At 52.5% G+C, this 25,583-nt stretch carries 19 protein-coding genes and 1 pseudogene; 19 read left to right on the top strand and 1 reads right to left on the bottom strand.

The features are described from left to right. Positions 1 to 52 precede the first annotated feature (52 nt). The 15 genes and pseudogenes from R2K26_RS13795 (at position 53) to R2K26_RS13725 (ending at position 15,508) form a co-directional block, all read left to right on the top strand. Positions 53 to 1,663: a recombinase family protein gene (locus tag R2K26_RS13795; protein WP_055228425.1), complete on the top strand. Its 1,611-nt coding sequence runs from the start codon at positions 53 to 55 to the stop codon at positions 1,661 to 1,663. Positions 1,664 to 1,751: 88 nt separating this feature from the next. Beyond that, positions 1,752 to 1,847, top strand: a pseudogene (locus tag R2K26_RS15515) (Maff2 family protein); the annotation flags it as partial. 69 nt (positions 1,848 to 1,916) lie between these two features. Continuing rightward, positions 1,917 to 2,786, top strand: coding sequence for a VirB6/TrbL-like conjugal transfer protein, CD1112 family (locus R2K26_RS13785; protein ID WP_024724981.1), 870 nt, complete (start codon positions 1,917 to 1,919; stop codon positions 2,784 to 2,786). 20 nt (positions 2,787 to 2,806) lie between these two features. Continuing rightward, the gene (locus tag R2K26_RS13780) at positions 2,807 to 3,259 is read left to right on the top strand and encodes a PrgI family protein (RefSeq protein WP_117453430.1); all 453 of its coding nucleotides are present in this window, start codon (positions 2,807 to 2,809) and stop codon (positions 3,257 to 3,259) included. Continuing rightward, positions 3,219 to 5,621 (top strand): VirB4-like conjugal transfer ATPase, CD1110 family, encoded by a 2,403-nt coding sequence (locus tag R2K26_RS13775; protein WP_316522842.1) that lies wholly within the window; start codon positions 3,219 to 3,221, stop codon positions 5,619 to 5,621. The genes R2K26_RS13780 and R2K26_RS13775 overlap by 41 nt, the downstream gene beginning before the upstream one ends. Beyond that, complete coding sequence (locus tag R2K26_RS13770; protein ID WP_316522837.1) at positions 5,618 to 6,001, top strand: DUF3851 domain-containing protein; 384 nt, start codon at positions 5,618 to 5,620, stop codon at positions 5,999 to 6,001. Before R2K26_RS13775 ends, R2K26_RS13770 begins: the two co-directional genes overlap by 4 nt. Then, positions 5,994 to 7,730 carry a CHAP domain-containing protein gene (locus R2K26_RS13765; RefSeq protein ID WP_316522835.1) on the top strand — a complete coding sequence of 579 codons (1,737 nt, stop codon included), beginning with the start codon at positions 5,994 to 5,996 and terminating at the stop codon, positions 7,728 to 7,730. Before R2K26_RS13770 ends, R2K26_RS13765 begins: the two co-directional genes overlap by 8 nt. A 29-nt stretch (positions 7,731 to 7,759) precedes the next feature. Next, a complete protein-coding gene (locus R2K26_RS13760) occupies positions 7,760 to 8,011 on the top strand; it encodes a DUF4315 family protein (protein WP_006777886.1) in 252 nt (83 codons plus the stop codon). After that, on the top strand, positions 8,001 to 8,765 hold the full coding sequence (locus R2K26_RS13755; RefSeq protein WP_316522826.1) for a DUF4366 domain-containing protein: 765 nt from the start codon (positions 8,001 to 8,003) through the stop codon (positions 8,763 to 8,765). The genes R2K26_RS13760 and R2K26_RS13755 overlap by 11 nt, the downstream gene beginning before the upstream one ends. Further along, the gene (locus tag R2K26_RS13750; protein WP_003526245.1) at positions 8,762 to 8,956 is read left to right on the top strand and encodes a hypothetical protein; all 195 of its coding nucleotides are present in this window, start codon (positions 8,762 to 8,764) and stop codon (positions 8,954 to 8,956) included. Before R2K26_RS13755 ends, R2K26_RS13750 begins: the two co-directional genes overlap by 4 nt. Then, a complete protein-coding gene (locus tag R2K26_RS13745) occupies positions 8,953 to 9,645 on the top strand; it encodes a conjugal transfer protein TraG (protein ID WP_173815388.1) in 693 nt (230 codons plus the stop codon). Before R2K26_RS13750 ends, R2K26_RS13745 begins: the two co-directional genes overlap by 4 nt. Next, on the top strand, positions 9,626 to 11,725 hold the full coding sequence (locus R2K26_RS13740; protein ID WP_316522813.1) for a DNA topoisomerase 3: 2,100 nt from the start codon (positions 9,626 to 9,628) through the stop codon (positions 11,723 to 11,725). Before R2K26_RS13745 ends, R2K26_RS13740 begins: the two co-directional genes overlap by 20 nt. Beyond that, complete coding sequence (locus R2K26_RS13735; protein WP_117453436.1) at positions 11,722 to 12,000, top strand: immunoglobulin; 279 nt, start codon at positions 11,722 to 11,724, stop codon at positions 11,998 to 12,000. Before R2K26_RS13740 ends, R2K26_RS13735 begins: the two co-directional genes overlap by 4 nt. 6 nt (positions 12,001 to 12,006) lie before the next feature. Further along, positions 12,007 to 15,291 carry a YodL domain-containing protein gene (locus R2K26_RS13730; protein WP_316522799.1) on the top strand — a complete coding sequence of 1,095 codons (3,285 nt, stop codon included), beginning with the start codon at positions 12,007 to 12,009 and terminating at the stop codon, positions 15,289 to 15,291. A 1-nt stretch (position 15,292) separates the two neighbouring features. Further along, positions 15,293 to 15,508, top strand: coding sequence for a transposon-transfer assisting family protein (locus R2K26_RS13725; protein WP_003526257.1), 216 nt, complete (start codon positions 15,293 to 15,295; stop codon positions 15,506 to 15,508). A gap of 96 nt (positions 15,509 to 15,604) precedes the next feature. Here R2K26_RS13725 and R2K26_RS13720 read toward each other — a convergent pair whose 3' ends face one another. Continuing rightward, positions 15,605 to 16,204 carry a hypothetical protein gene (locus tag R2K26_RS13720; RefSeq protein WP_316522777.1) on the bottom strand — a complete coding sequence of 200 codons (600 nt, stop codon included), beginning with the start codon at positions 16,202 to 16,204 and terminating at the stop codon, positions 15,605 to 15,607. A 154-nt stretch (positions 16,205 to 16,358) separates the two neighbouring features. On the opposite strand from R2K26_RS13720, the gene R2K26_RS13715 reads away from it, so the two are divergent. The 4 genes from R2K26_RS13715 (at position 16,359) to R2K26_RS13700 (ending at position 25,519) form a co-directional block, all read left to right on the top strand. Beyond that, positions 16,359 to 16,715: a TnpV protein gene (locus R2K26_RS13715; RefSeq protein WP_081016879.1), complete on the top strand. Its 357-nt coding sequence runs from the start codon at positions 16,359 to 16,361 to the stop codon at positions 16,713 to 16,715. A gap of 119 nt (positions 16,716 to 16,834) precedes the next feature. Then, positions 16,835 to 24,370, top strand: a complete 7,536-nt coding sequence (locus tag R2K26_RS13710) for an SNF2-related protein (RefSeq protein WP_316522989.1) — start codon at positions 16,835 to 16,837, stop codon at positions 24,368 to 24,370. Position 24,371: 1 nt separating this feature from the next. Further along, a complete protein-coding gene (locus tag R2K26_RS13705; protein WP_316522769.1) occupies positions 24,372 to 25,178 on the top strand; it encodes a DUF3849 domain-containing protein in 807 nt (268 codons plus the stop codon). Then, positions 25,175 to 25,519 (top strand): plasmid mobilization protein, encoded by a 345-nt coding sequence (locus tag R2K26_RS13700; protein WP_215655035.1) that lies wholly within the window; start codon positions 25,175 to 25,177, stop codon positions 25,517 to 25,519. The genes R2K26_RS13705 and R2K26_RS13700 overlap by 4 nt, the downstream gene beginning before the upstream one ends. Positions 25,520 to 25,583: the final 64 nt, after the last annotated feature.

Below are 25,583 nucleotides of genomic sequence, written 5' to 3'. Positions count from 1 at the left end.
GTATAATCAAGGTACGGAATAGTGGGGCTGGCTGTCGGAAACGGAGGATTTTATGTTAAGACAGACCAACCAACAACCAATTACCGCCCTTTACCCAAGACTTTCCCATGAGGACGAGCTGCAAGGCGAGAGCAATTCCATTTCCAACCAGAAGCGTATTCTTGAAACCTATGCAAAGCAGAACGGCTTTTCCAATCTGCGCTGGTACACGGACGACGGTTATTCTGGTGCGAACTTTCAAAGACCCGGTTTTCAAGCCATGCTTGCGGACATTGAAGCCGGAAAAGTCGGGACAGTTATCGTAAAGGATATGTCGAGGTTAGGGCGAAACTACCTGCAAGTGGGAATGTACACGGAAATGATTTTCCCACAGAAAGGTGTCCGCTTTATCGCTATCAATGACGGAGTGGACAGCGCACAAGGCGACAATGACTTTGCCCCGCTGCGGAATATCTTTAACGAATGGCTGGTGAGAGATACGAGCAAGAAAATCAAAGCAGTAAAACGCTCAAAAGGCATGAGTGGCAAGCCCATCACAAGCAAGCCTGTGTATGGCTACCTCATGGACGAGGACGAAAATTTCATTATTGACGAGGAAGCTGCACCCGTAGTCAAGCAGATATACAACCTCTGCCTTGCCGGGAACGGTCCGACTAAGATAGCCCGTATGCTCACAGAGCAGCAAATCCTCACGCCGGGGACGCTGGAATACCGTAGGACGGGCAGCACCCGCCGCTACCACCCCGGCTATGAGTGCAAGTGGGCGACCAATACCGTTGTGCATATCCTTGAAAACCGGGAATACACAGGCTGTCTGGTAAACTTCAAGACAGAAAAGCTCTCTTACAAAGTCAAGCACAGTGTAGAAAATCCCCTGGAAAAGCAAGTGATTTTCGAGAACCACCACGAGCCTATCATAGACACCCAGACATGGGAACGGGTGCAGGAACTTCGCAAGCAGCGCAAACGCCCCAACCGCTATGATGAAGTGGGCTTGTTCTCCGGCATACTGTTCTGTGCGGACTGCGGTAGTGTCATGTATCAGCAGCGATATCAGACGGACAAGCGCAAGCAGGACTGTTATATCTGCGGCAACTACAAGAAACGCACCCATGACTGTACGGCGCACTTTATCCGCACCGACCTCTTGACCGCTGGCGTACTCTCCAATCTGCGGAAAGTGACAAGCTATGCGGCAAAGCATGAAGCCCGGTTTATGAAGCTCTTGATTGAGCAGAACGAGGACGGGGGCAAGCGCAGGAACGCCGCCAAGAAAAAGGAGCTGGAAGCCACCGAGAAACGCATAGCCGAGTTATCCGCTATTTTCAAGCGGCTGTATGAGGACAGCGTGACCGGGCGCATATCAGACGAGCGTTTCACAGAGCTGTCGGCAGACTATGAAGCAGAACAACGGGAGCTGAAAGAAAGAGCCGCTGCTATCCAAGCGGAGCTTTCCAAAGCACAGGAAGCCACCGTGAACGCAGAAAAGTTTATGAATGTTGTTCGGCGGCATACCAGCTTTGAAGAACTTACCCCTACTCTGTTGCGGGAGTTTGTAGAGAAAATCGTTGTGCATGAGTGCAGCTATGACGAGAACAAGACCCGTAGGCAGGACATTGAGATTTATTATTCTTTTGTTGGCAAGGTGGACTTGCCCGAATAACCGCCCGACCTATCCGACATACCTCATGTGCCGGATAGGAACGGCAAAATTTTTTACACTTCTATTACTTCTTTATCACACATCAGTAAAGAGCCAGGGCATGAAGCAGCTCATGGCCGGTGCTGGTGTAGCCGTGGTAGGCATGGTCCTTGTACCTCTGCTCTCCGGGCTTTTCTCTGTCTAAGCGTCTCCGTATGAAATCCTTGCCGATCCCGCAGTTTTGCGGGGGCGGCGGAAAGGAGGTTGACACCGTATGGATTTCTTACTTGAAGCCCTGACAAATTGGCTGAAAGAAATGCTGGTGGGCGGCATTATGAGCAACCTTTCGGGGATGTTTGACAGTGTAAACCAGCAGGTCGCGGATATATCCGTACAGGTAGGCCAGACCCCACAGGGATGGAATGGCAGTATTTTCAGCATGATTGAGAATCTGTCCAACTCCATCATGGTGCCGATTGCAGGCGTGATCCTGGCTATCGTGATGACCGTAGACCTGATCCAGATGATCGCAGACAAGAACAACCTGCATGATGTGGACACCTGGATGATTTTCAAGTGGGTGTTCAAATCAGCCGCTGCCATCCTCATTGTCACAAATACATGGAATATCGTGATGGGCGTCTTTGATATGGCGCAGAGCGTAGTGGCGCAGGCGGCAGGGGTTATCAATTCGGATGCGTCCATTGACATTTCCTCAGTTATGACCGATCTGGAACCGAGGCTGATGGAAATGGATCTGGGACCGCTGTTCGGACTGTGGTTCCAATCCCTCTTTATTGGCATTACTATGTGGGCGTTATATATCTGTATCTTTATCGTTATTTATGGCCGTATGATCGAAATCTACCTTGTGACTTCGGTGGCTCCCGTTCCAATGGCTGCAATGATGGGCAAGGAATGGGGCGGTATGGGACAGAATTACCTCCGATCTCTGCTGGCACTGGGCTTTCAGGCGTTTCTCATTATCGTCTGCGTGGCAATTTATGCTGTGCTGGTGCAGAACATCGCTCTGGAAGATGACATCATCATGGCAATCTGGAGCTGCGTGGGCTACACCGTACTGCTATGTTTTACGCTGTTCAAAACCGGCAGTCTCGCCAAATCAGTCTTTCAGGCACACTAAAACGGAAGGAGGTTTCTACATTGGCTTATGTACCCGTACCCAAGGACTTAACAAAAGTCAAAACAAAGGTCATGTTCAATCTGACCAAGCGGCAGCTTATCTGCTTCACGGGCGGAGCGCTTATTGGCGTACCGCTTTTCTTTTTGCTCAGAAAACCTACCGGAAACAGTGTAGCGGCTATGTGTATGATGCTGGTTATGCTGCCCTTCTTTATGCTGGCTATGTACGAAAAGCATGGACAGCCCCTGGAAAAGATCGTGGGCAACATTCTCAAAGTAGCTGTGATCCGTCCCAAGCAGCGTCCCTACCAGACCAATAACTTTTATGCCGTATTAAAGCGGCAGGAAATGCTCGATAAGGAGGTGTATGACATTGTTCACCGCAATAAAAAAATGGCTGCATCGGATGTTCGGGAAAACCGAGGAAAAAACTGTGCAGCCGGTAAAGACAAAGAAAAAGCTGTCCCGCGCTGATAAGAAGCAGATCGAAGCGGCCATTGCCCGCGCTAACCGCACGGACAAAAAAGGAAAATCTGCGCAGGACAGTATCCCTTATGAACGGATGTGGACGGACGGGATCTGCCGCATATCGGACAGCCACTACACAAAGACCATTCAGTTTCAGGACATCAACTATCAGCTCTCCCAAAACGAAGATAAGACGGCAATTTTTGAGGGTTGGTGTGATTTCCTCAATTATTTTGACAGCTCGATTCATTTCCAGCTGTCTTTTTTGAACCTTGCGGCATCGGAGGAGACCTTTGCTAACTCCATTTCCATCCCGCCCCAGAGGGATGCCTTTGACAGTATCCGCGAGGAATATACCACAATGCTGCAAAATCAGCTGGCCAGAGGTAACAACGGCCTCATCAAGACCAAATACCTGACCTTTGGTATCGACGCAGACAGCATCAAAGCCGCCAAGCCCCGTCTGGAGCGTATTGAGACCGATATACTTAATAACTTCAAGCGTCTTGGTGTAGCTGCCAGAACGCTGGACGGTAAAGAAAGGCTTTTTCAGCTTCATGCGGTATTCCACATGGATGAACAACTCCCGTTTCAGTTTGAATGGGACTGGCTGGCTCCTTCCGGTCTGTCCACAAAGGATTTTATTGCACCAAGCTCCTTTGAGTTCCGCACCGGCAAGCAGTTCCGTATGGGCAAGAAATACGGGGCTGTTTCTTTTTTGCAGATTCTCGCACCGGAGCTGAATGACCGTCTGCTGGCTGATTTTCTGGATATGGAAAGCTCGCTCATTGTGAGTATGCACATTCAGTCGGTGGATCAGGTGAAAGCCATCAAAACGGTAAAGCGCAAGATTACCGACCTTGATCGCAGTAAGATCGAGGAACAGAAAAAAGCAGTCCGCGCCGGATACGACATGGACATCATTCCATCTGACCTTGCTACTTACGGCAGTGAAGCGAAAAAACTCTTGCAGGATTTGCAGAGCCGCAACGAGAGAATGTTCCTTTTGACCTTTCTGGTGCTGAACACAGCGGACAATCCCCGTCAGCTTGGCAACAACATTTTCCAGGCAGGCTCCATTGCCCAGAAGTATAACTGTCAGCTGACCAGGCTGGACTTTCAGCAGGAAGAAGGGCTGATGAGCTGTCTGCCCCTGGGACTCAATCAGATCGAGATCCAGCGAGGACTGACCACCAGTTCTACGGCTATCTTTGTACCGTTCACCACACAGGAATTATTCCAGAACGGCAAAGAGGCTCTGTACTACGGCATCAACGCCCTGTCCAACAACCTCATCATGGTGGATCGAAAGCTGTTGAAAAACCCCAACGGCTTGATTTTGGGTACGCCGGGTTCCGGTAAGTCCTTCAGCGCAAAACGAGAAATTGCCAACTGCTTTTTGCTTACCAGTGATGATGTTATCATCTGTGACCCGGAAGCGGAGTATGCACCTCTTGTTGAGCGTCTGCATGGGCAGGTCATCAAGATTTCGCCTACATCTACCAACTACATCAATCCGATGGATCTGAACCTGGACTACTCGGATGATGAAAGCCCGCTGTCCCTCAAATCTGATTTTATCCTCAGCTTGTGTGAGCTGATCGTGGGCGGTAAGGAGGGCTTACAGCCGGTGCAGAAAACCATCATTGACCGCTGTGTGCGTCTGGTCTATCAGACCTACCTCAATGACCCGCGCCCGGAGAATATGCCGGTTCTGGAGGACCTATACAACCTGCTCCGGGAACAGGAAGAAAAGGAAGCCCAGTATATCGCTACGGCTCTTGAAATCTATGTAACCGGCTCCCTCAATGTGTTCAACCACCAGAGCAATGTGGACATCAACAACCGCATTGTCTGCTATGACATCAAGGAACTGGGCAAGCAGCTGAAAAAGATCGGTATGCTGGTGGTGCAGGACCAAGTGTGGAACCGCGTTACTATCAACCGCGCTGCTCACAAGTCCACCCGCTACTACATCGACGAGATGCACCTGCTTTTGAAGGAGGAACAGACCGCTGCCTATACGGTGGAAATCTGGAAGCGATTCCGCAAATGGGGCGGCATCCCCACCGGCATCACGCAGAATGTCAAAGATCTGCTTTCCAGCCGTGAGGTGGAGAACATCTTTGAAAACTCGGACTTCGTGTATATGCTCAACCAGGCAGGCGGAGACCGACAGATTCTCGCCAAGCAGCTTGGCATTTCCACGCACCAGCTTAGCTATGTGACCCACTCCGGTGAGGGCGAGGGTCTGCTGTTCTATGGCTCCACGATCCTGCCGTTTGTAGACCACTTCCCGAAGAACACCGAGCTGTACCGCATTATGACTACCAAACCCCAGGAACTGAAAAAGAAGGAGGATGAATGATGATGAACCCCAACATTTTTAATAAAAATCAGCTGATGTTTTTTGACAGAGCGGTAAATGCTCAGCGTAGCCAGCTGCTTACGGTCATGGCTGATGCGGTAAGTGAGTGCCGCACGGCGGCAGATCAGGCAGCCGAACTGAATGAGACCGGTCAGGTGGGGCTGCTCCGTCTGGCAGAGGTCTGGAGCACCATCCGTGCCAAGGAAGGTATGGGTGGTCTGGTTCTGGAAGGAACCGAAGCGAAAATCCTGTCCGATGTGGTGGCACAGTTTTACGCCTACCTGTCCGGTTGTATGTTCAACGATCCTGTGGGAATGGCCATTTATGCAGAGCTGCACTACATGATGTCCTCCCTCATGCTGGGAGAATGGTTTGAATAAGGAGCCGCGCCTGCGCTTTACTGATGAGGAACGGTCTGACCCTGCACTGGAAAAGCCGATCCGTAAAGCGGAGAAAGCTGCGGCCAGAGCAGATAAGGCGCAGGCCAATATCCCAAAGAAAAAGGTCAGGCAGACGGTCATCGACCCGGATACCGGAAAAAAGACCTCGAAGCTGACCTTTGAGGACAAGAAAAAGCCACCCTCCAAACTTTCTCAAGGGGTCAAGGAAGCTCCCGTCCATCTGGTTGCGGGCAAGCTCCACAAAGAGATCCGGGAAACAGAACAGGACAATGTGGGCGTGGAAAGCGCCCACAAGTCCGAGGAAGCGGTGGAGACCGGCGCTTATCTGGTGCGGGAGGGCTATCGCAGCCACAAGCTGAAGCCGTACCGCAAAGCAGCACAGGCAGAGCGCCAACTGGAAAAGGCAAATGTAAATGTTCTGTACCAGAAATCTTTGCAGGAAAATCCCCAGTTTGCCAGCAATCCACTTTCCCGCTGGCAGCAAAAGCAGGCCATCAAAAAGCAGTATGCCGCCGCCAAACACGCCGGTCAGACTGCTGGAAATACCGCCCAGGCTGCATCCAAAACAGGAAAAGCCGCAAGGACGGTAAAAGAAAAGGCACAGCAGGCAGGGGCATTCGTCATGCGCCACAAGAAGGGTTTCCTGATGGCAGGGGTTTTGTTCCTCATTACCTGTATGCTGATGAATACCATGTCCTCCTGCTCCATGATGGCGCAGAGCATCGGTTCCGTTCTCTCCGGCACCACCTATCCCTCGGATGACCCGGAAATGCTGGCGGTGGAGGCAGATTATGCAGCCAGAGAAGCCCAGTTGCAGGAGGAAATCGACAACATTGAAAGCAGCCACCCAGGGTATGACGAGTATCGCTATGACCTTGGTATGATCGGCCATGACCCTCATGAGCTGGCAGCATTTCTCTCTGCCGTCTTGCAAGGCTACACCCGGCAGAGCGCTCAGGCAGAGCTGGCGCGTGTGTTTGCAGCACAGTATCAGCTGACGCTTACTGAGGAAGTGGAGATTCGCTACCGCACGGAGACCTCCACCGACCCGGAGACCGGTGAGACCACCTCAGAAGAAGTTCCCTATGAGTATTACATTTTGAATGTGAAACTCGCCAGCAAGCCCATTTCCGCTGTGGTGTCGGAACTTCTGACCCCGGAGCAGATGAAAATGTATCAGGTCTACCGGCAGACCATGGGCAATAAGCCGCTGTTGTTTGGCGGCGGCTCCCCTGACATGAGCAATTCCGAGGACTTGACCGGTGTACAGTTTGTAAATGGAACCCGTCCCGGAAATCCGCAGTTGGTGGAGTTGGCCAAGCGTCAGGTCGGCAATGTGGGCGGCTATCCTTATTGGAGCTGGTATGGCTTTGACAGCCGCGTGGAGTGGTGTGCCTGCTTTGTATCCTGGTGTTATAACCAGGCTGGAAAAAGTGAGCCGCGCTTTGCAGGCTGTGAGTGGCAGGGCGTTCCGTGGTTCCAGTCTCATGGACAGTGGGGCGCAAGAGGCTATAACAATCTGGCTCCCGGAGATGCAATTTTCTTTGACTGGGATTTGGATGGGACAGCAGACCATGTAGGTATCGTGATCGGTACGGATGGCAGCCGTGTTTATACCGTGGAGGGAAATTCCGGTGATGCCTGCAAGATCAAAAGTTATGACCTGAATTATCAAAGCATTAAGGGCTACGGCCTGATGAACTGGTAACAGAGATTTTTAAGAAGGAGTGATAGACGATGGCAAAGAACAAAATTGAGCGCATTGATCAGGAGATCACAAAGGTCCGCGAGAAGATCGCAGAGTATCAGGAAAAGCTCAAGGCGCTGGAAGCACAGAAAACCGAGGCAGAAAATCTGGAGATCGTCCAGATGGTGCGCGCCCTGCGTATGACCCCGACCCAGTTGAGCGCCATGCTGTCCGGTGGCACAGTTCCCGGCAGTTTGGCTGATGACAATAACGAACAGGAGGAAAACAGCTATGAGGAATAAACGATTGCTCCGAACACTTTCCGCCCTTTGCCTGACAATGGTTGTGGCATTTGGCTTTACGATCCCTGCTTTTGCACAGGGGTCAGAACAGGCTCCGGCGGCACCGGCAGAGGATTCTACCAATGACAGCAATGTTACTGTGGAAGAAACAGAACCAGCACCGGCACTTACACCGGAGGGGAATGCGGCACTGGTGGATGATTTTGGAGGCAATAAGCAGCTTATTACTGTTACGACCAAAGCTGGAAATTACTTTTACATCCTGATTGACAGGGCGAATGAGGATAAAAAGACTGCTGTTCACTTTCTGAATCAGGTGGATGAAGCGGATTTGATGGCACTGATGGAAGATGGAAAAGCAAAAGAGGAGCCGCCTGCGGTATGCAGCTGCACGGCAAAATGTGAAGCAGGGGCAGTCAATACGGCCTGTCAGGTCTGTGTAACTGATAAGAGTAAATGTACGGGCAAAGCACCGGAACCTCCGGCAGAAACACCGGAGCCGGAAAAAGAGAAGCCTGCCGGACTGAACCCGGCTGCGATAGTCCTTTTGCTGGCTCTGCTGGGCGGCTGTGGCGTATTTGCCTATTTGAAGCTTGTTAAGAACAAGCCTAAGACCAAGGGCAATGACAGTCTGGACGATTATGATTATGGCGAGGAAGATTCCGAGGAATGGGAAACCGAGGATGAGGAGTCGGACGAACCGGACGCTGATGGGGGCAGCACAGAAGAAGATGATGAGGACAGTGTGAAATGACCCGTTTCACAGACAGTCCCTATGAACGCATGATGACACGCAGGCCGGAGGGCGGGAGGGAAACTTCCCGTCCTCATTCTTTATCCCACAACCACCCCTGCTATGGTTGCGGGAGTTATGGAAGTCCCTGCGTAGGTATCTGCCATCGTGAGATGGAACGCTGGCTCAAAGAAAGGAAACGAAAAAAATGAGTGTTCTGATTATATTTATCAAGCTGATTGCTGTTTTTGACCTGCTGGTAATTGCTGTGTATTTTGGCGGCGACATTCTTTCTACCATGTTAAACAAACTTTGGAGAAAGCCAAAACAAGATGACCCCTTTGATTTCTCCTTAGATACCATGACAGTTTCATTGTCCATAGATTCTATCCGTCAGCTTTATTCCGGTGACGCGGCAGATTTTGTGGAAGAAAAGATCCTGCCAAATGCGGAGAAAACAATGGCCGTTTTGACGGAACAAGAACAGACGGCGGCTCATCTGCTCTTATCCGCTTTGATCGGTTTTCTTGCAGTAGAAGCTCCTATGGATGAACAGAGCTTTCCCTTGATGATGGAACTTCTGAACTGCATGGAAGGGGAAAAAGAAGATGGTTGTCAGGATGCAGTAGATAGTTTACTTGAAGATGCCGCCTGCAATACCCGCCGTCACGAAGAATATTACAGCAATTATCAACGCTACCAGCTGATGCAGGTGGATAAAACCCGTGTCATTTTGGCTTGCCGTATCATCATCAATGACCTGCTGGGGAAACTGTACCGCTATGACTACCGGTTTGGTTATAACCTGCTACTGGATGAGGAAAACAGCATAGAGAAAAAACTGCACACGCCTGTGCGGGAAGAATGGGAGGCTGAAGATTATGAATTTAGTGATTGCTGAAAAACCATCGGTTGCACAAAGTCTGGCTACGGTAATCGGTGCAACTGCTCGTAAGGATGGGTATCTGGAGGGTAACGGCTGGCGTGTCAGCTGGTGCGTGGGCCACCTGGCCGGTCTTGCGGATGCAGACAGCTATGACTCCAAGTATGCCAAGTGGCGATATGATGACCTGCCTATTCTGCCGGAGCATTGGCAGATGGTAGTGGGAAAGGATAAGAAAAAGCAGTTTGATATTCTCAAAAAGCTGATGAACGCCCCGGATGTGACGGAGGTAGTAAATGCCTGTGATGCCGGACGCGAGGGCGAGCTGATCTTCCGCAGCGTCTATGAGCTGGCAGGCTGCCAAAAGCCGATGAAAAGGCTCTGGATTTCTTCGATGGAGGATTCCGCCATAAGGGAGGGCTTTGCAAACCTGCGCCCAGGTGTAGATTATGATGGACTTCGGGATGCTGCTCTCTGCCGTGCCAAGGCCGACTGGTTGGTGGGAATCAATGCCACAAGGCTTTTTTCCGTGCTGTACCACCGCACCCTCAACATCGGGCGCGTGATGTCTCCAACGCTGGCACTCATTGTCCAGCGAGAAGCTGAAATCGACACCTTTAAGCCGGTTCCTTTTTATACCGTGGCGCTGGAGCTGCCCGGTCTTACCATATCCGGGGAGCGCATAAGTGACCGAGCAAGCGCAGAGCAGCTGAAAGAAGCTTGCCAGGATGCAGCTGTCACAATCAAAAAGGTGGAGTGTAAGGAAAAGCTCGAAAAGCCACCTGCCCTTTATGACCTGACTACTCTGCAAAGAGATGCCAACCGCCTGCTTGGATTTACGGCCCAGCAGACCCTGGACTATCTGCAAAGCCTGTATGAAAAGAAGCTCTGCACCTATCCCCGTACTGACAGCCGCTATCTGACCGGTGATATGGCAGACAGCCTGCCGGTGTTGGTGAATCTGGTTGCCAATGCTATGCCGTTTCGCAAAGGGATCGCCATTACCTGTGATCCGCAGACAGTCATCAACGATAAGAAAGTAACCGACCACCACGCAGTAATCCCTACCAGAAATCTCAAGGATGCAGACCTTTCTGCCCTTCCTGCGGGAGAAAAAGCGGTGCTGGAGCTGGTGGCCCTGCGTCTGCTGTGTGCCGTGGCCCAGCCCCATATCTATTCGGAAACCGTTGTGATTGCAGCGTGTGCCGGTAGGGAGTTTACCGCCAAAGGAAAAACGGTGAAGCACCCCGGATGGAAAGCACTGGAGGACGCCTACCGTGCCAAAATGAAGGATGCAGAGCCGAAAAAAGAGGGCGCAGAGAAAGCCCTGCCGGAGCTGACCGAAGGACAGACCCTTTCGGTTGTTGCTGCAATCGTCAAAGAAGGCAAAAGCAGTCCGCCCCTGCACTTTACGGAGGACACTCTGTTGTCCGCGATGGAGACTGCCGGAAAAGAGGATATGCCGGAGGATGCCGAGCGAAAAGGTCTGGGGACACCGGCCACCCGTGCCGGTATTTTGGAAAAACTGGTATCTGCCGGTTTTCTGGAACGAAAAAAGAGCAGGAAAACGGTGCAGCTTCTCCCTTCCCACGATGCAGTTTCCCTGATCACCGTTCTGCCGGAACAACTGCAATCGCCGCTTCTGACTGCCGAGTGGGAGTACCGACTGGGCGAGATCGAGCGCGGGCAGCTTGCCCCGGAGGAGTTTTTGGACGGGATCAGCACCATGCTGAAAGATCTGGTGGGAACTTATCAGGTCATCAAAGGAACTGAGTACCTGTTCACTCCGCCCCGTGAGGTGGTGGGCAAATGCCCTCGCTGCGGCGGTGAAGTTGCAGAACTGCAAAAAGGCTTCTTCTGTCAGAATGATTCTTGCAGATTTGCAATCTGGAAAAACAACAAATGGTGGGCTGCCAAGAAAAAACAGCCGACTAAGGCTGTGGTGTCTGCACTGCTTAACGATGGCCGTGTCCGTGTGACGGGCCTATATTCGGAGAAAACCGGAAAGACCTACGATGCCACTGTGGTTTTGGAGGACGATGGACAGTACGCCAACTTCAAGCTGGAATTTGACCAGCGGAAAGGAGGCAGCCGATGAAGCTCTCTTTAGTGGAACGGGAAACCATTCTTCTCTATAATCAGGCAGAACCAATGGCTGAGATCTATACCCATGATCCCCGTCTGATGGAGAAGCTGGATCTGCTGGCAAAAAAGCACCCCGACCAGATCACCCGAAAGGACGCCCATAACTTTACCGTCCCCAAGCGGTGTGTATCAGTCAGGGAGCCATATAGCGCAGAACGCCGCAAAGCTGCCAGTGAGCGTGCGAAAGCTGCCGGATACCAGCCTCCTATGCGAAAGTCCAGCAGTTAAAGGCACATGGCAGAGAATGTATTTGAAGCAGTCAAGCTGTCAGTCAGCACCAGAGAAGCGGCAGAGCTTTATGGGATAAAAGTCAGGCGAAATGGCATGGCCTGCTGTCCTTTTCACGATGATAAGAACCCCAGCATGAAGGTAGACCAGCGATTCCACTGCTTTGGTTGCGGTGAAGATGGGGATGTGATCGACTTTACCGCAAAGCTCTTTGACCTCTCCCCAAAAGAAGCGGCGGAGAAACTGGCACAGGACTTTGGCCTGATCTATGACAGTCAGGCCCCTCCCCGTAGGAGATATGTCCGGCAGAAAACAGAGGCACAAAAGTTTCGGGAGGACCGGCAGCGGTGTTATCGCGTACTGTCCGATTACTACTATCTGCTGAAAAAATGGGAGGCCGACAATTCTCCCCGGACACCGGAGGAAGAACCGCACCCCCGTTTTGTGGAAGCAATCCAGAAGAAAACCTATGTAGAGTACCTGTTGGACCTTTTTCTTTATGAAAGTGAAGAAGAACAAAAGGCATGGATTGCAGAACACACAGCAGAAATCACACACTTGGAAAGGAGATTGAAAATCATGGCTGAGAACAAACCCACCAACCGAGAGCGGCTAAGGGAAATCACAGATGGCATCGAGCAGGGGATCAAGGAACTGTTTGAGAGTGAAAAGTATATGCGCTATCTGTCCGTCATGTCCCGCTTCCACCGCTATTCGGTAAACAACACCATGCTCATCTATATGCAGAAGCCGGACGCTACATTGGTAGCCGGATACAATAAGTGGAAAGACCAGTTTGAGCGTCATGTAAAAAAGGGCGAGCATGGCATTACCATCATTGCCCCAACACCGTATAAGAAGAAAATCGAGGAGCAGAAGCTGGACCCAGATACCAAGGCTCCGATTCTGGATAAAGACGGAAAGATCGTCACAGAGGAAAAAGAAATTGAGATTTCCATGTTCCGCCCGGTCAAGGTCTTTGATGTGAGCCAGACCGACGGGAAACCTTTGCCGGAGCTTGCTTCCTCCCTTTCCGGCAATGTGCCAAATTATGAGGCATTCATGGAGGCCCTGCGCCGCAGCGCACCGGTGCCGATTACTTTTGAAGCAATGGCCGCTGATACGGACGGCTATTTTTCTGCTGATCATCAGAAAATTGCCATTCGTCAGGGCATGAGTGAGGTGCAGACGGTTTCGGCCACAGTACATGAGATTGCCCACAGCAAGCTCCATGACCCTAAAAAATATGAAATGCTACCGTCATGGAAGGTTGTGCTGGAGAGTGAAGGTGGAACCAAGCATGATTTCAAGCTGGATTTTGCCACAGAAAGAGAAGCTGAACAGTTTGCTTCTGATATGGATTGGCGCTATGTGGACGAAAATCAGTTTGAATGGCGTCTTGCAGTTGAGGAAGATCCAACCACAGAAAAACAGGCAATCAAAAATCGCCACACGGAGGAAGTGGAGGCTGAAAGCATCTCCTACGCAGTCTGCAAATATTTTGGCATCGAGACCGGAGAAAACAGCTTCGGCTATATTGCAAGCTGGAGCCAGGGCAAAGAGCTGAAAGAGCTGAGAGCCAGTTTGGAGACCATCAACAAAACCTCCGGCACTTTGATCTCCGACATTGAGCGCCACTATAAGGAAATCTGCAAAGAGCGCGGAATCGACCCTCATGCAAAGGCAGAGCCGGAAACCGCCCCGATAGAGCAGCCAGCAGATGCCATTAAGGTATCTGATAGGCTGCCGACCGGCGATCTGACCTACTATGTAGCAGAGTGCATGGAATTTCCAAACCTCGGAGAATACCACGATAATCTGTCTTTGGAGGAGGCGGTCCGCATCTATCAGGAAATTCCGGCAGAGCGAATGAACGGGGTCAAAGGGATTGGCTTTGAGCTGAAAGACGGAAGCGACTATGAAGGACCGTTTCCGATTTTGACCGGGCAGACCATTGACCTGGACACTATTCAGGCAATCGACTATTACCGTGACAATCCGCTGGTACAGAAAGCGGTAAAGGAACTGGCTGCGGCCATACCGGAAATGGAGGTACTGGGGGCGGATGCCAACCAGCAGGAGGCTTTGTTTCTGATCAACGATACTACCTATCTTCATATCCAACCTTGTGACAGCGGATGGGACTATACTCTTTACGATGCTACGTCCATGAAAGAGCTGGATGGTGGTCAGCTGGATATGCCGGAGCTTTCCCGCATGAAGGCAGTTCTCCAGATTTGTGATGACAACGATTTGGGCAGAGACTCGGTAAAATACGCACCGTTGTCCATGATTGAGACCTTGCAGGAAGCTGCCTACCAGCAGATGCAGGCAGAGGCCAGTCAGATGGCTGCTTCTTCTCAGCTGCCGGAAGCGCAGGAGCAGGCACTGGATGAATACCCCATGCCGGATGAGCAGGTATCCACACCGGATATGCAGGAATATGGCTACTCCTATGATGGGATGCTCCCTGTTACCAGAGAACGGGCGCTGGAACTGGATGCCGCCGGTTTGACCGTCTATGTGCTGCATGAGGACAATACGGAGAGCATGGTGTTTGATCCGCAGGAAATCATGAATCATGGCGGTCTTTTCGGTGTGGACCATGAGGAATGGGAGAAAAGCCCTCAGTTCCACGAAAAGGTCATGGAGCGTCAGGAACATCAGCAGGAACGCGAACAGGCATTTCTCTCTCAGAACAGAGATTGCTTTGCCATCTATCAGGTAAGTAGTGACGATCCGCAGAATGTGCGCTTTATGAATTTGGACTGGCTAAAGTCCCATGATATTTCCGTAGACCGCAGCAATTATGACCTCATTTACACCGCTCCGCTGAGTGAGTCTGGCACTGTGCCGGAGCAGCTGGAAAAACTCTATCAGCAATTCAATCTGGAAAAACCCGTGGACTTTCACAGTCCCTCCATGAGCGTCAGCGACATCGTTGCGATCAGACAGGACGGTAAGGTATCCTGTCATTACTGTGACAGTGTTGGTTTTACCCAGATCCCCGGATTCCTGCCGGACAATCCGATGAAAAATGCGGAAATGATGCTGGAGGATGACTACGGTATGATCGACGGTATCATCAACAATGGCCCAAAAGAGCCGACCGTGGCAGAGCTGGAACAGCAGGCCCGAAGCGGTCAGCCCATTTCCCTGATGGACTTGGCTGATGCCGTTCATCGGAAGGAACGGGAAAAGAAAAAGTCCGTCATGGAGCAGCTGAAAGGCCAGCCCAAGACAGAACACAAAAAGACAGCACCCAAAAAGAGTGCGGAAAGGGAGATTTGATATGGGAAACTTTACCTTTGAGGAAATGAACCTGATGTGCATTTACAATACCGGCAGCCGCACCGGGCTGATTGACAGTCTGCGTGAGATGCGCGGCGAGCTTTCGCCGGAGGAAACGGAACTGAGGGAATTGACCGACAGCGCCCTTACGAAGCTCTGTGCGATGACCGATGAGAAGTTTGCCGAACTGGAGCTGTACCCGGATTTTGACCAGTAAACAACATAACCGCAGGGATGGGGTGGCGATCTGCCACCCCGCCTTTTTACCCCAAAACTGAAAGGAGGACAGAACACTATGCCAACCAAAGCTGAACTATATGCACAGATGGCGGACAAGGTGGCAACACAGCTCACGGGGAGCTGGCAGGAATGGGCAGGGTTTCTCACTACTGCTTCCCGCCTTTACAAGTACCCGTTCCATGAGCAGCTGATGATCTATGCCCAGCGACCGGACGCCACCGCCTGTGCGGAGTACGATTTGTGGAATGAAAAGATGGGCCGTTATGTAAGGCGCGGTTCCAAGGGAATCGCTCTGGTGGATGATTCCGGGGACAGACCTCGCCTGCGTTATGTCTTTGACATTTCCGACACCGGAACCCGTGAATATTCCCGCACTCCCTGGCTGTGGCAGTTGGAGGAGCGCCATCTGGATTCCGTGCAGGCCATGCTGGAGCGCACCTATGATGTTTCCGGTGATGACCTTGCCGGACAGCTTACGGAGGTAGCCGGAAAACTGGCCGAGGAATACTGGACGGAGCATCAGCAGGACTTCTTCTATATCGTTGACGGTTCCTTTTTGGAGGAATATGATGAGTATAACATCGGAGTGCAGTTCAAGGCAGCCGCCACCGTCAGCATCACTTACGCTTTGATGTCCCGCTGTGGACTGGAGCCGGAACGCTACTTCGACCACGAAGATTTCATGGCGATCTTTGATTTCAACACCCCGTCTACCATCGGGGCGTTAGGAACAGCGGTCAGCCAGATCAACCAGCAGGTGCTGCGGCAGATCGGCGTCACCGTCCGAAATGCAGAGCGCGAAGCCAACCAAGAAAGGAGCAAACAAGATGAACAATCCCATGACCTATATCCAGAACGGAGACTATCTGATTCCCGACCTGAAGCTGAGCCAGCAGCCGGAGAAACCCCTGGGCAAGTACGGCAGGATGAGGAAAACCTACCTGAAGGAACATCGTCCCATCCTCTACAACCAGATGTTGCTGAGCGAGAAGCTGTACCCGCACCTTCTGGAGATCGACGAGACCGCCCAGAGCAGACTGGAGCAGATGATGCCCCAGCTGGCGAAGGAAGCGGGAGCCACCGAGGAACTGAAAGCCAGCGATCCCATGAAGTGGGTGGGGCTGATGAACACCTGCAAAGCTCAGGCCGAGGAGATTCTGATGGCGGAGCTTATCAACAGCTGACTCTAAACCTGTTCCTCTCCGAAGCGGAACAGATCCAATCCATAGATGAAGCAGAGAATGTAGCACATACATCCTCTGCTTTTTCTTTTGCCCAAAATGACATTGACCATGTGCTGCGTTTGGGAGGCAATACAGACCGTCAGAGGGAGCGTGTGGTTGCAGCCTTTGAAAAGCAGAAAACCACCGCTGAGATTGCCGAGATACTGAAAACGCTGTACCACGGTGGCAACGGCCTTGGCAGTGTGAGTGCATGGTATGCCGAGGATGGTATCCATCTTTCCCACGGGAAGTCTGTCCGTTATGACAGGTCTGCCCAGGTCATTTCCTGGGAGCGCGCCGCAGAGCGTATCGGGGAGCTTTTGGAAAGTGGTCAGTTTGCCTCCAATGTGGAGCTTGCAGAAGCGGCAGGCTATGAACGATCCCTCCTCTCGGAAAAGCTCTGGCATCTGTATCACGATCTCAGTGAGGACGCCAGAAAAGCCGGATATTTGTCCTGCCTGTCAGAGATCAAAGGCAATGGATTCCCAGAGGAGACCCGCCGTCTGACGGAGCAGCTGAGTGAACCGGCTTTCCGCCAGACCCTCAAGGAAGAATACGCTGCCTTCTGGACTGCCTATCAGCAGGACCGTGACCTGTTGCGTTTTCACTATCATAGACCGAGGGAGATCTGGGAGAACCTGAAGGACCTTGACCTGCCACGCAGGACCTTTTCTTCAGAGCTTTCCCAAGTGCCAACCGTCCAGCACTTTATTACCGAGGATGAGATCGACGCCGCCATGACCGGCGGAAGCAGTTTCGCCGGAGGAAAAGGCCGTATCTATGCGTTCTTCATGGAAAACCATACGGATAAGGAAAAAGTGAGATTCCTTAAAGACGAGTATGGCATTGGCGGACGCTCTCATGCCCTGTCCGGCGCAACACACAGCGGCGAAGATCACGATGGGAAAGGACTGCACTATAAAAAGCAGGACTGCCCGGATGTTCACTTGAACTGGGAAAAGGTTTCCAAGCGCATTACCTCACTTGTCCAGAAAGGTCGCTATCTTACCGAACAGGAACAGGCACAGTATGACAAGATCCAGTCTGAACAGGAACTGGCCGAAGAAGATGCTATTCAAGCCCAGCAGCCGGAGATGGAGAAAGGAACACCAAAGCCTACCCTTGGGGAGCAGTTTGAGCAGTATAAGCCTGTGGTGACTGCCGCCATTTACGAGGATACCGCATATCGCAATGCCTGCGGTCATTCCGACCGTGAAAATGCTGTCATCGAGGGCAATGCCGCTGTGCGCCGTGCGGTTCTTGGCTCTAAGGATATGGAGCTGATCCGCCTTTATTCGGATGTGCCGGAGTTCCGCCAGCGCCTGCACCGGGAAGTGATCGACGAAACCTATCCAAAGCTCCATGAGCTTCTGCGCCCTCTTTCTCAGGAAGATATTGATACTGCCCTTTGTGCATGGAACGGCAATATCGAGAGTAAACACGCTGTCGTCCGCTATATGAAAGACCATGCAAGAGAGAAGGATACCGCTGCATGGCTGGCTCAGGAATACGGTGGCAGCAACAGCCCGTTCGTTGTCCGTGCCGGAAGCCCGGAGGAAACACAGCTGCCCTGGCCGAAGGTACAGCGCAGGCTTGCCCAGCTGATTCAGGAGGACCGGTTCTATACCGAAGAAGAACAGGATCGTTTTGACAATATCGACCCTATCGCCATCCGGGAAGCCCTGGAGGAAAGAGGGATCGTCAACGGACAGGTGGCAGATCCGGAAAAACTGGACAATGACCCGTTTATCCAACAGGTGATGTCGGATGCCGAGCAGATCGCAGCTGCCGAGACAGAACAGACTTCCGAGGTTTCCATTTCCGATGAGGAATATGATGCAGTTCGCCGCCCGACTCCGCAAAGAACCTCCTATGATCCTGCCGCCCCGGTTTATGCCGTGGGCGATACCGTGTATATCGAGGATGACGCCTATCAGATCACCGAGCTACGGGATGACACCGTGCAGCTTCTGCCTACCGGCATGGTATATCCCATCTATCGGGCAGAGCGCAAAGAACAGTTCGAGCAGCTGCTTCGGGCAGACCGCCGCAATGCTTACTATACCGAGTTTCTTCCCATTGACCCGGACAAGGCAGATCAAGACCTGCGGGATGTATTGGCCCATGGACTGATGGATGAAGCGGATAAACAGCAGCTTTCCACGCTACTGCAATCTGGCAGGAGCAACAGTGAGATCGCCTACTGGCTGAGCAGAGCCTACCCTCATGAGATTGAGACCCTGAATCTGGAGACCGGCGATATTGCCGATTACCGTACCACGGCACAGGGCATGGAGCTGGAAGTCCTGGACGCAGAGGAAAAGCGTCTGGCTGTGCTGTATTTCCGCTGGGATGAGGTTGCGCCTTTGCTGCGCGGGATGTATGCCCGTCAGCAGGACGGCTTTGGACAGGAACAGCCCCAACCGGCTACCGAATCCCCGACCTTCCATTCCGAGACCATGGCCGTCTATCCGGGCGATAAGAACCATCTACCTTATGATGTGGTGGTGGAACGGTTGCATATTGAGGAGCCGGAGCCGCCAGCCCCTGTAACAGAGCCGGAGAAAACCTTTGAGGAAGTGCTGGATGAACACCCGGTTTCCATTCAGGTCAACGGCCAGTGGCAGACCTTCCCCAATGCCAAAGCTGCCGAGGAAGCCTCCTATGAGGAATACAAGGCTAACCTGCGCCGCAATGCACAGAACTTCCGCATTACCGATGAGCATTTGGGCGAAGGCGGTCCAAAAACCAAGTTCCAGGCAAATGTTAATGCCATTCGTTTGCTGAAAGAGCTGGAAGCTGCCGGACAGCAGGCAAGCCCCGAACAACAGGAGATTCTTTCCCGTTATGTGGGCTGGGGCGGTCTTTCAGATGCCTTTGACCCGGAAAAACTGGCATGGGCTTTAGAGTATGCCCAGCTGAAAGAGTTGCTGACCCCGGAGGAATATGCCGCCGCCAGAAGCTCTACCCTCAATGCCCATTACACCAGCCCTACGGTTATCCAGGCAATCTATGAAGCGGTGGGGCGCATGGGCTTTGAGACCGGAAATATTTTGGAGCCATCTATGGGTGTGGGCAACTTCTTCGGTATGCTGCCGGAGGAAATGAGAAACAGCCGTCTATACGGTGTGGAGCTGGACCCGATTTCCGGGCGCATCGCAAAGCAGCTCTATCCCAAGGCGGACATCACAGTAGGCGGCTTTGAGACCACTGACAGGCGGGACTTCTTTGACCTTGCCATCGGCAATGTGCCGTTCGGTCAGTATCAGGTCAACGACAAAACTTACAACAAGTTAAACTTTAGTATTCACAACTACTTTTTCGCCAAAGCACTGGATCAGGTGCGCCCCGGCGGTGTGGTAGCTTTTGTGACCTCCCGCTATACCATGGACGCCAAGGATTCCACCGTGTGCCGCTATCTTGCCCAGCGTGCTGAGCTGCTGGGAGCGATCCGTCTGCCGAATGACGCGTTCAAAAAGAATGCCGGTGCCGAGGTGGTATCGGACATCATCTTCCTCCAAAAGCGGGACCGCCCGCTGGACATCGTGCCGGAATGGACCCAGATCGGACAAACGGAGGATGGGTTTGCCATCAACCGGTATTTTATCGACCACCCAGAAATGGTGCTGGGCAGACAGGAGCCGGTAAGCACTGCTCATGGTATGGATTACACCGTGAACCCTATCGAGGGACTGGAGCTTTCCGACCAGCTGCATGATGCTGTGAAGTACATTCATGGCACTTATCAGGAGGCAGAGCTGCCGGAGCTGGGCGAGGGCGAAGCCATTGACACCTCCATTCCTGCCGACCCAAATGTGAAGAACTATTCCTATGCCATTGTAGACGGGCAGGTGTACTACCGGGAAAACAGCCGCATGGTGCGCCCTGACCTCAACGCCACCGCCGAAGCCCGCGTGAAAGGTCTTGTGGGACTGCGTGATTGTGTGCAGGAACTGATCGACCTTCAGATGGATGCAGCGGTTCCAGACAGCACCATTACCCAAAAACAGGCGGAACTGAACCGGCTTTATGACAGCTTTTCTGCCAAATACGGTCTCATCAACGACCGTGCAAACCGGCTGGCCTATGCAGATGATTCTTCCTATTACCTGCTCTGTGCGCTGGAAGTTATCGACGAGGACGGAAAGCTGGAGCGCAAGGCGGATATGTTCACCAAACGGACCATCAAGCCCCATCAGGCAGTGGCTACTGTGGATACGGCAAGCGAAGCACTGGCGGTGTCCATCTCGGAAAAAGCCTGCGTAGATATGGGCTATATGAGCCAGCTTACCGGAAAAACAAAAGAAGAACTGGCGGGAGAACTGCAAGGTGTGATCTTCCGTGTACCGGGACAGCTGGAACAGGACGGATCGCCCCATTATGTGACTGCTGATGAATACCTTTCCGGCAATGTACGCCGCAAACTGCGTCAGGCACAGAGGGCGGCACAGCAGGACCCTTCTTTTGCAGTCAATGTGGAAGCTCTTACCGCCGCCCAGCCCAAAGACCTGGATGCGTCGGAGATCGAGGTGCGTCTGGGCGCTACCTGGATTGACAAGGAATATATCCAGCAGTTTATGTACGAGACCTTCAACACCCCGTTTTATCTCCAGCGCAGCATTGAGGTCAACTATTCCTCCTTTACTGCTGAATGGCAGATCAAGGGGAAATCTTCTGTATCCTACAACGATGTGGCAGCTTACACTACCTATGGAACCAGCCGTGCCAATGCTTATAAGATTTTGGAGGACAGCCTGAACCTGCGGGATGTCCGTATCTATGACACCATAGAGGACGCAGACGGAAAAGAGCGCCGCGTACTAAACGCCAAGGAGACCACTCTGGCTGCCCAAAAACAGCAGGCTATCCGGGAAGCCTTTAGGGACTGGATCTGGAGAGACCCGGAGCGCCGCCAGATTTTGGTGCGCCAGTATAACGAAGAAATGAACTCTACCCGTCCCCGCGAGTATGATGGCAGCCATATCACTTTTGGCGGCATGAACCCGGCCATTACCCTGCGGGAACACCAGAAAAGTGCCATCGCCCATGTGCTGTATGGCGGAAATACCCTGCTGGCACATGAAGTAGGCGCGGGCAAAACCTTTGAGATGGTGGCCGCTGCGATGGAAGCCAAACGCCTGGGCTTGTGCCAGAAATCTCTCTTTGTGGTTCCCAACCACCTGACTGAGCAGTGGGCATCGGAGTTTCTGCGCCTCTATCCTTCTGCCAACATCTTAGTCACAACCAAAAAGGACTTTGAGACCCATAACCGCAAGAAGTTCTGCGCCCGTATTGCGACCGGTGACTATGACGCCATCATCATGGGACATAGCCAGTTTGAGCGTATCCCCATCAGCCGGGAGCGCCAGGAAAGGCTTCTCTATGAGCAGATCGACGAGATCACCGAGGGCATCGCAGAGGTGCAGGCCAGTGGCGGCGAGCGTTTTACCGTCAAGCAGCTGGAGCGTACCAGAAAGTCTCTGGAAGCCAGACTGGAAAAGCTGCAAGCCGAGGGGCGAAAAGACGATGTGGTGACTTTTGAGCAGCTGGGTGTAGACCGGTTGTTCGTAGATGAGGCCCATAACTATAAAAACCTGTTTTTATACACCAAGATGCGGAATGTGGCTGGTCTTTCCACATCGGACGCGCAGAAATCCTCCGATATGTTTGCCAAGTGCCGCTATATGGATGAGATCACCGGAAACCGTGGCGTGATTTTTGCCACCGGCACCCCGGTCAGCAACTCCATGACCGAGCTTTACACCATGCAGCGTTATCTTCAGTATGAACGCCTGCAAGAACTGAACATGACCCACTTCGACTGCTGGGCTTCCCGATTTGGGGAGACCGTCACAGCATTGGAGCTGGCACCGGAGGGAACTGGCTACCGGGCAAGAACAAGATTCAGCAAGTTTTTCAACCTCCCAGAGCTGATGAACCTGTTCAAAGAAGTGGCGGACATCAAGACCGCCGACCAACTGAATCTGCCTACCCCGGAGGTGGAATACCACAATGTTGTGGCGCAGCCCACCGAACATCAGCAGGAAATGGTCAAAGCTCTTTCGGAGCGTGCATCGCTGGTACACAGCGGAACCGTTGACCCGTCTCAGGACAATATGCTCAAGATTACCTCGGATGGCCGCAAGCTGGGGCTTGACCAGAGAATCGTCAACCAGATGCTGCCGGATGAACCTGGCACAAAGGTCAATCAGTGCGTGGACAACATCATGCAGATCTGGCGGGACGGCAAAGCTGACAAGCTGACCCAGCTGGTGTTCTGCGACATTTCTACACCACAGGCCAAAGCTCCTGCAAGCAAGGCGGCGAAAACGCTGGATAATCCACTGCTTCACGCATTGGAAGGCGCTGTGCCTCTGCCAGAACAGGAACCGACCTTTACGGTATATGACGATATTCGTCAGAAACTCATTGCCCAGGGGATGCCTGCCGACCAGATCGCTTTTATCCATGAAGCCAATACCGAAGTGCGGAAAAAGGAGCTGTTCTCTAAAGTCCGTACCGGTCAGGTTCGTGTCCTTTTGGGCAGCACCGCCAAGATGGGCGCAGGCACCAATGTGCAGGACCGTCTGGTGGCACTTCATGATCTGGATTGTCCGTGGAGACCCGGAGACCTCGCCCAGCGCAAGGGGCGTATCGAGCGTCAGGGCAACCAGAACCCCCTTGTTCATGTGTACCGCTATGTGACCGAAGGAACCTTTGACGCATACCTTTGGCAGACGGTGGAGAATAAGCAGAAATTCATTTCCCAGATCATGACTTCTAAATCGCCGGTGCGCTCCTGCGATGATGTGGATGAAACGGCGCTTTCCTTTGCTGAGATCAAGGCTTTGTGTGCCGGAGACCCCCGTATCAAGGAGCGTATGGATTTGGATGTGGAGGTATCCCGCCTGAAGCTGATGAAAGCCGACCACCAGAGCAAGCAATATCGTCTGGAGGACCAGCTGCTCAAATACTTCCCGGAGGAGATTGAAAAGCACAAAGGTTTTATCAAGGGCTTTGAATCTGATCTGGAGGTTTTGGCAGCTCACCCGCACCCGGAGGACGGCTTTGCCGGTATGGAGATTCGTGGAGACCTGCTGACCGATAAGGAGAACGCCGGTGCAGCCCTTTTGGATGCCTGCAAGGAGGTTAAAACCTCTGATCCGGTGCAGATTGGCAGCTACCGGGGTTATGCCATGTCCGTGGAATTTTCCGCATGGAAACAGGAATATACGCTCCTGTTGAAAGGCCAGATGACCCACCGGGCAACCCTTGGTACAGACCCTCGCGGAAACCTTACCCGTATCGACAATGCCCTCGCCCAGATGCCCCAGCGTCTGGAGGCGGCAAAGGCCCAGCTGGATAACCTCTATCAGCAGCAGGCTGCGGCAAAGGAGGAAGTCGGAAAGCCATTCCTTTATGAAGAAGAACTGCGAAGCAAAAACGCTCGTCTGGTGGAGCTGGATACCCTGCTCAACATCGACGGAAAGGGACAGGCACACGCCGAGGCTGTTGTTGCCAAAAGCACACGGCCTTCGGTGCTGGATAACCTAAAACGCCCGGTGCAACCCCACAGTACAGACAAGAAACCAAAACAGCATGAGGAGGTGCGATAACATGAATACTAACGATCTGAATACAGCCCTTTATGAAAAGATGGCTGCCGAACAGGACAAGTTCCGGGAATGGCTGAAAAGCCAGCCCCCGGAAGAAGTCTTAAACCATGCCTATGAGTACACCATCCGCGAGGACATCGTGATGGCAATGGAGGAACTGGAGTTGACCGACACCCAGGCTCAGGCACTTTTGGAATCTCCCTCTCCATTGACGGATGTGTACCGCTATTTTGAAAAGCTGGAGACCGGCTATATGGGTGTGATCCGGGACAGCATTGAAAGCCGTGCCGACGATGTGTGCAGAGCCAAAGAGGAACTGCGAACAACACCGGTCTATCCATATTCTGCTGCCTATGCGTCCGAGCATGGGGAAATGGCACAGTACAACCTCTCATATCAGGCGAACAGCGCCTGCAAAGAAGCCATTGAGCAGACCATCAGCGCCCACTATGCAGAGAACCGGCTGGATACGGAGGCGGCGGTCAAAGATGTGCTGGAAAAGTTCGGGGTGGAACGGGTACAGTTCATTCTTGCAAACACCATCCAGCACAAGAACCATGACGGGCGTATCTCTCAGGACAATAAAGCCTGGGCAAAAACCATTCCCATGCCGGAGGACAGCGGCGCTTCCCGCCACTGCGCCTATCTGGTTGTGGATGAGGTCAATCCCGGTCTGACCGATCTGTTTACCAGGCAGGCCAGAAAAACCATGCAGGAACAGCAGAAAAGTTCTGTCCTGCAAAAGCTCAAACAGGAACCGCCTGCCCATAAGCCTGCCGCCCCGAAGAAACAGGAGCCGGAGCGATGAGCAGCCCCAAGCGCAAGCGGGATGTGCCGGTTCTGTTTTGGGTATCCGCTGATGAAATGGAGTTGATTCAGCAAAAGATGCAGCAATACGGGACAGAGAATTTGAGCGCTTATCTGCGGAAAATGGCACTGGATGGGTATGTGGTCAAACTGGATCTGCCGGAGCTGAAGGAGTTGGTTTCCCTGATGCGCCGAAGCAGCAACAACTTGAATCAGCTGACCCGCAAAGTGCATGAGACCGGGCGGATTTATGATGCTGACTTGGAGGATATATCCCAGCGGCAGGAACAACTGTGGGAGGGTGTGAAGGAAATCCTTACCCAACTCTCCAAACTTTCATAACAGGGATAGATACTCCATTTGCGGAGGGAGGAACGGCGTTTCTTCGCCGCACCTTCCTCCGCTT

Origin of the sequence: Neglectibacter sp. CSJ-5 (assembly GCF_032490475.1) — a bacterium.
GTDB lineage: Bacteria > Bacillota > Clostridia > Oscillospirales > Acutalibacteraceae > Hominenteromicrobium > Hominenteromicrobium mulieris.
This window is presented reverse-complemented; position numbering and strand designations above follow the sequence as displayed.

Bases quoted from the DNA above. Each gene is read 5' to 3' on its own strand.
- R2K26_RS13735 (WP_117453436.1), top strand. From the start codon at position 11,722: ATGAAGCTCTCTTTAGTGGAACGGGAAACCATTCTTCTCTATAATCAG.
- R2K26_RS13750 (WP_003526245.1), top strand. From the start codon at position 8,762: ATGACCCGTTTCACAGACAGTCCCTATGAACGCATGATGACACGCAGG.
- R2K26_RS13785 (WP_024724981.1), top strand. From the start codon at position 1,917: ATGGATTTCTTACTTGAAGCCCTGACAAATTGGCTGAAAGAAATGCTG.
- R2K26_RS13760 (WP_006777886.1), top strand. From the start codon at position 7,760: ATGGCAAAGAACAAAATTGAGCGCATTGATCAGGAGATCACAAAGGTC.
- R2K26_RS13795 (WP_055228425.1), top strand. From the start codon at position 53: ATGTTAAGACAGACCAACCAACAACCAATTACCGCCCTTTACCCAAGA.
- R2K26_RS13700 (WP_215655035.1), top strand. From the start codon at position 25,175: ATGAGCAGCCCCAAGCGCAAGCGGGATGTGCCGGTTCTGTTTTGGGTA.
- R2K26_RS13730 (WP_316522799.1), top strand. From the start codon at position 12,007: ATGGCAGAGAATGTATTTGAAGCAGTCAAGCTGTCAGTCAGCACCAGA.
- R2K26_RS13755 (WP_316522826.1), top strand. From the start codon at position 8,001: ATGAGGAATAAACGATTGCTCCGAACACTTTCCGCCCTTTGCCTGACA.
- R2K26_RS13715 (WP_081016879.1), top strand. From the start codon at position 16,359: ATGAACAATCCCATGACCTATATCCAGAACGGAGACTATCTGATTCCC.
- R2K26_RS13725 (WP_003526257.1), top strand. From the start codon at position 15,293: ATGGGAAACTTTACCTTTGAGGAAATGAACCTGATGTGCATTTACAAT.
- R2K26_RS13770 (WP_316522837.1), top strand. From the start codon at position 5,618: ATGATGATGAACCCCAACATTTTTAATAAAAATCAGCTGATGTTTTTT.
- R2K26_RS13740 (WP_316522813.1), top strand. From the start codon at position 9,626: ATGAATTTAGTGATTGCTGAAAAACCATCGGTTGCACAAAGTCTGGCT.
- R2K26_RS13745 (WP_173815388.1), top strand. From the start codon at position 8,953: ATGAGTGTTCTGATTATATTTATCAAGCTGATTGCTGTTTTTGACCTG.
- R2K26_RS13705 (WP_316522769.1), top strand. From the start codon at position 24,372: ATGAATACTAACGATCTGAATACAGCCCTTTATGAAAAGATGGCTGCC.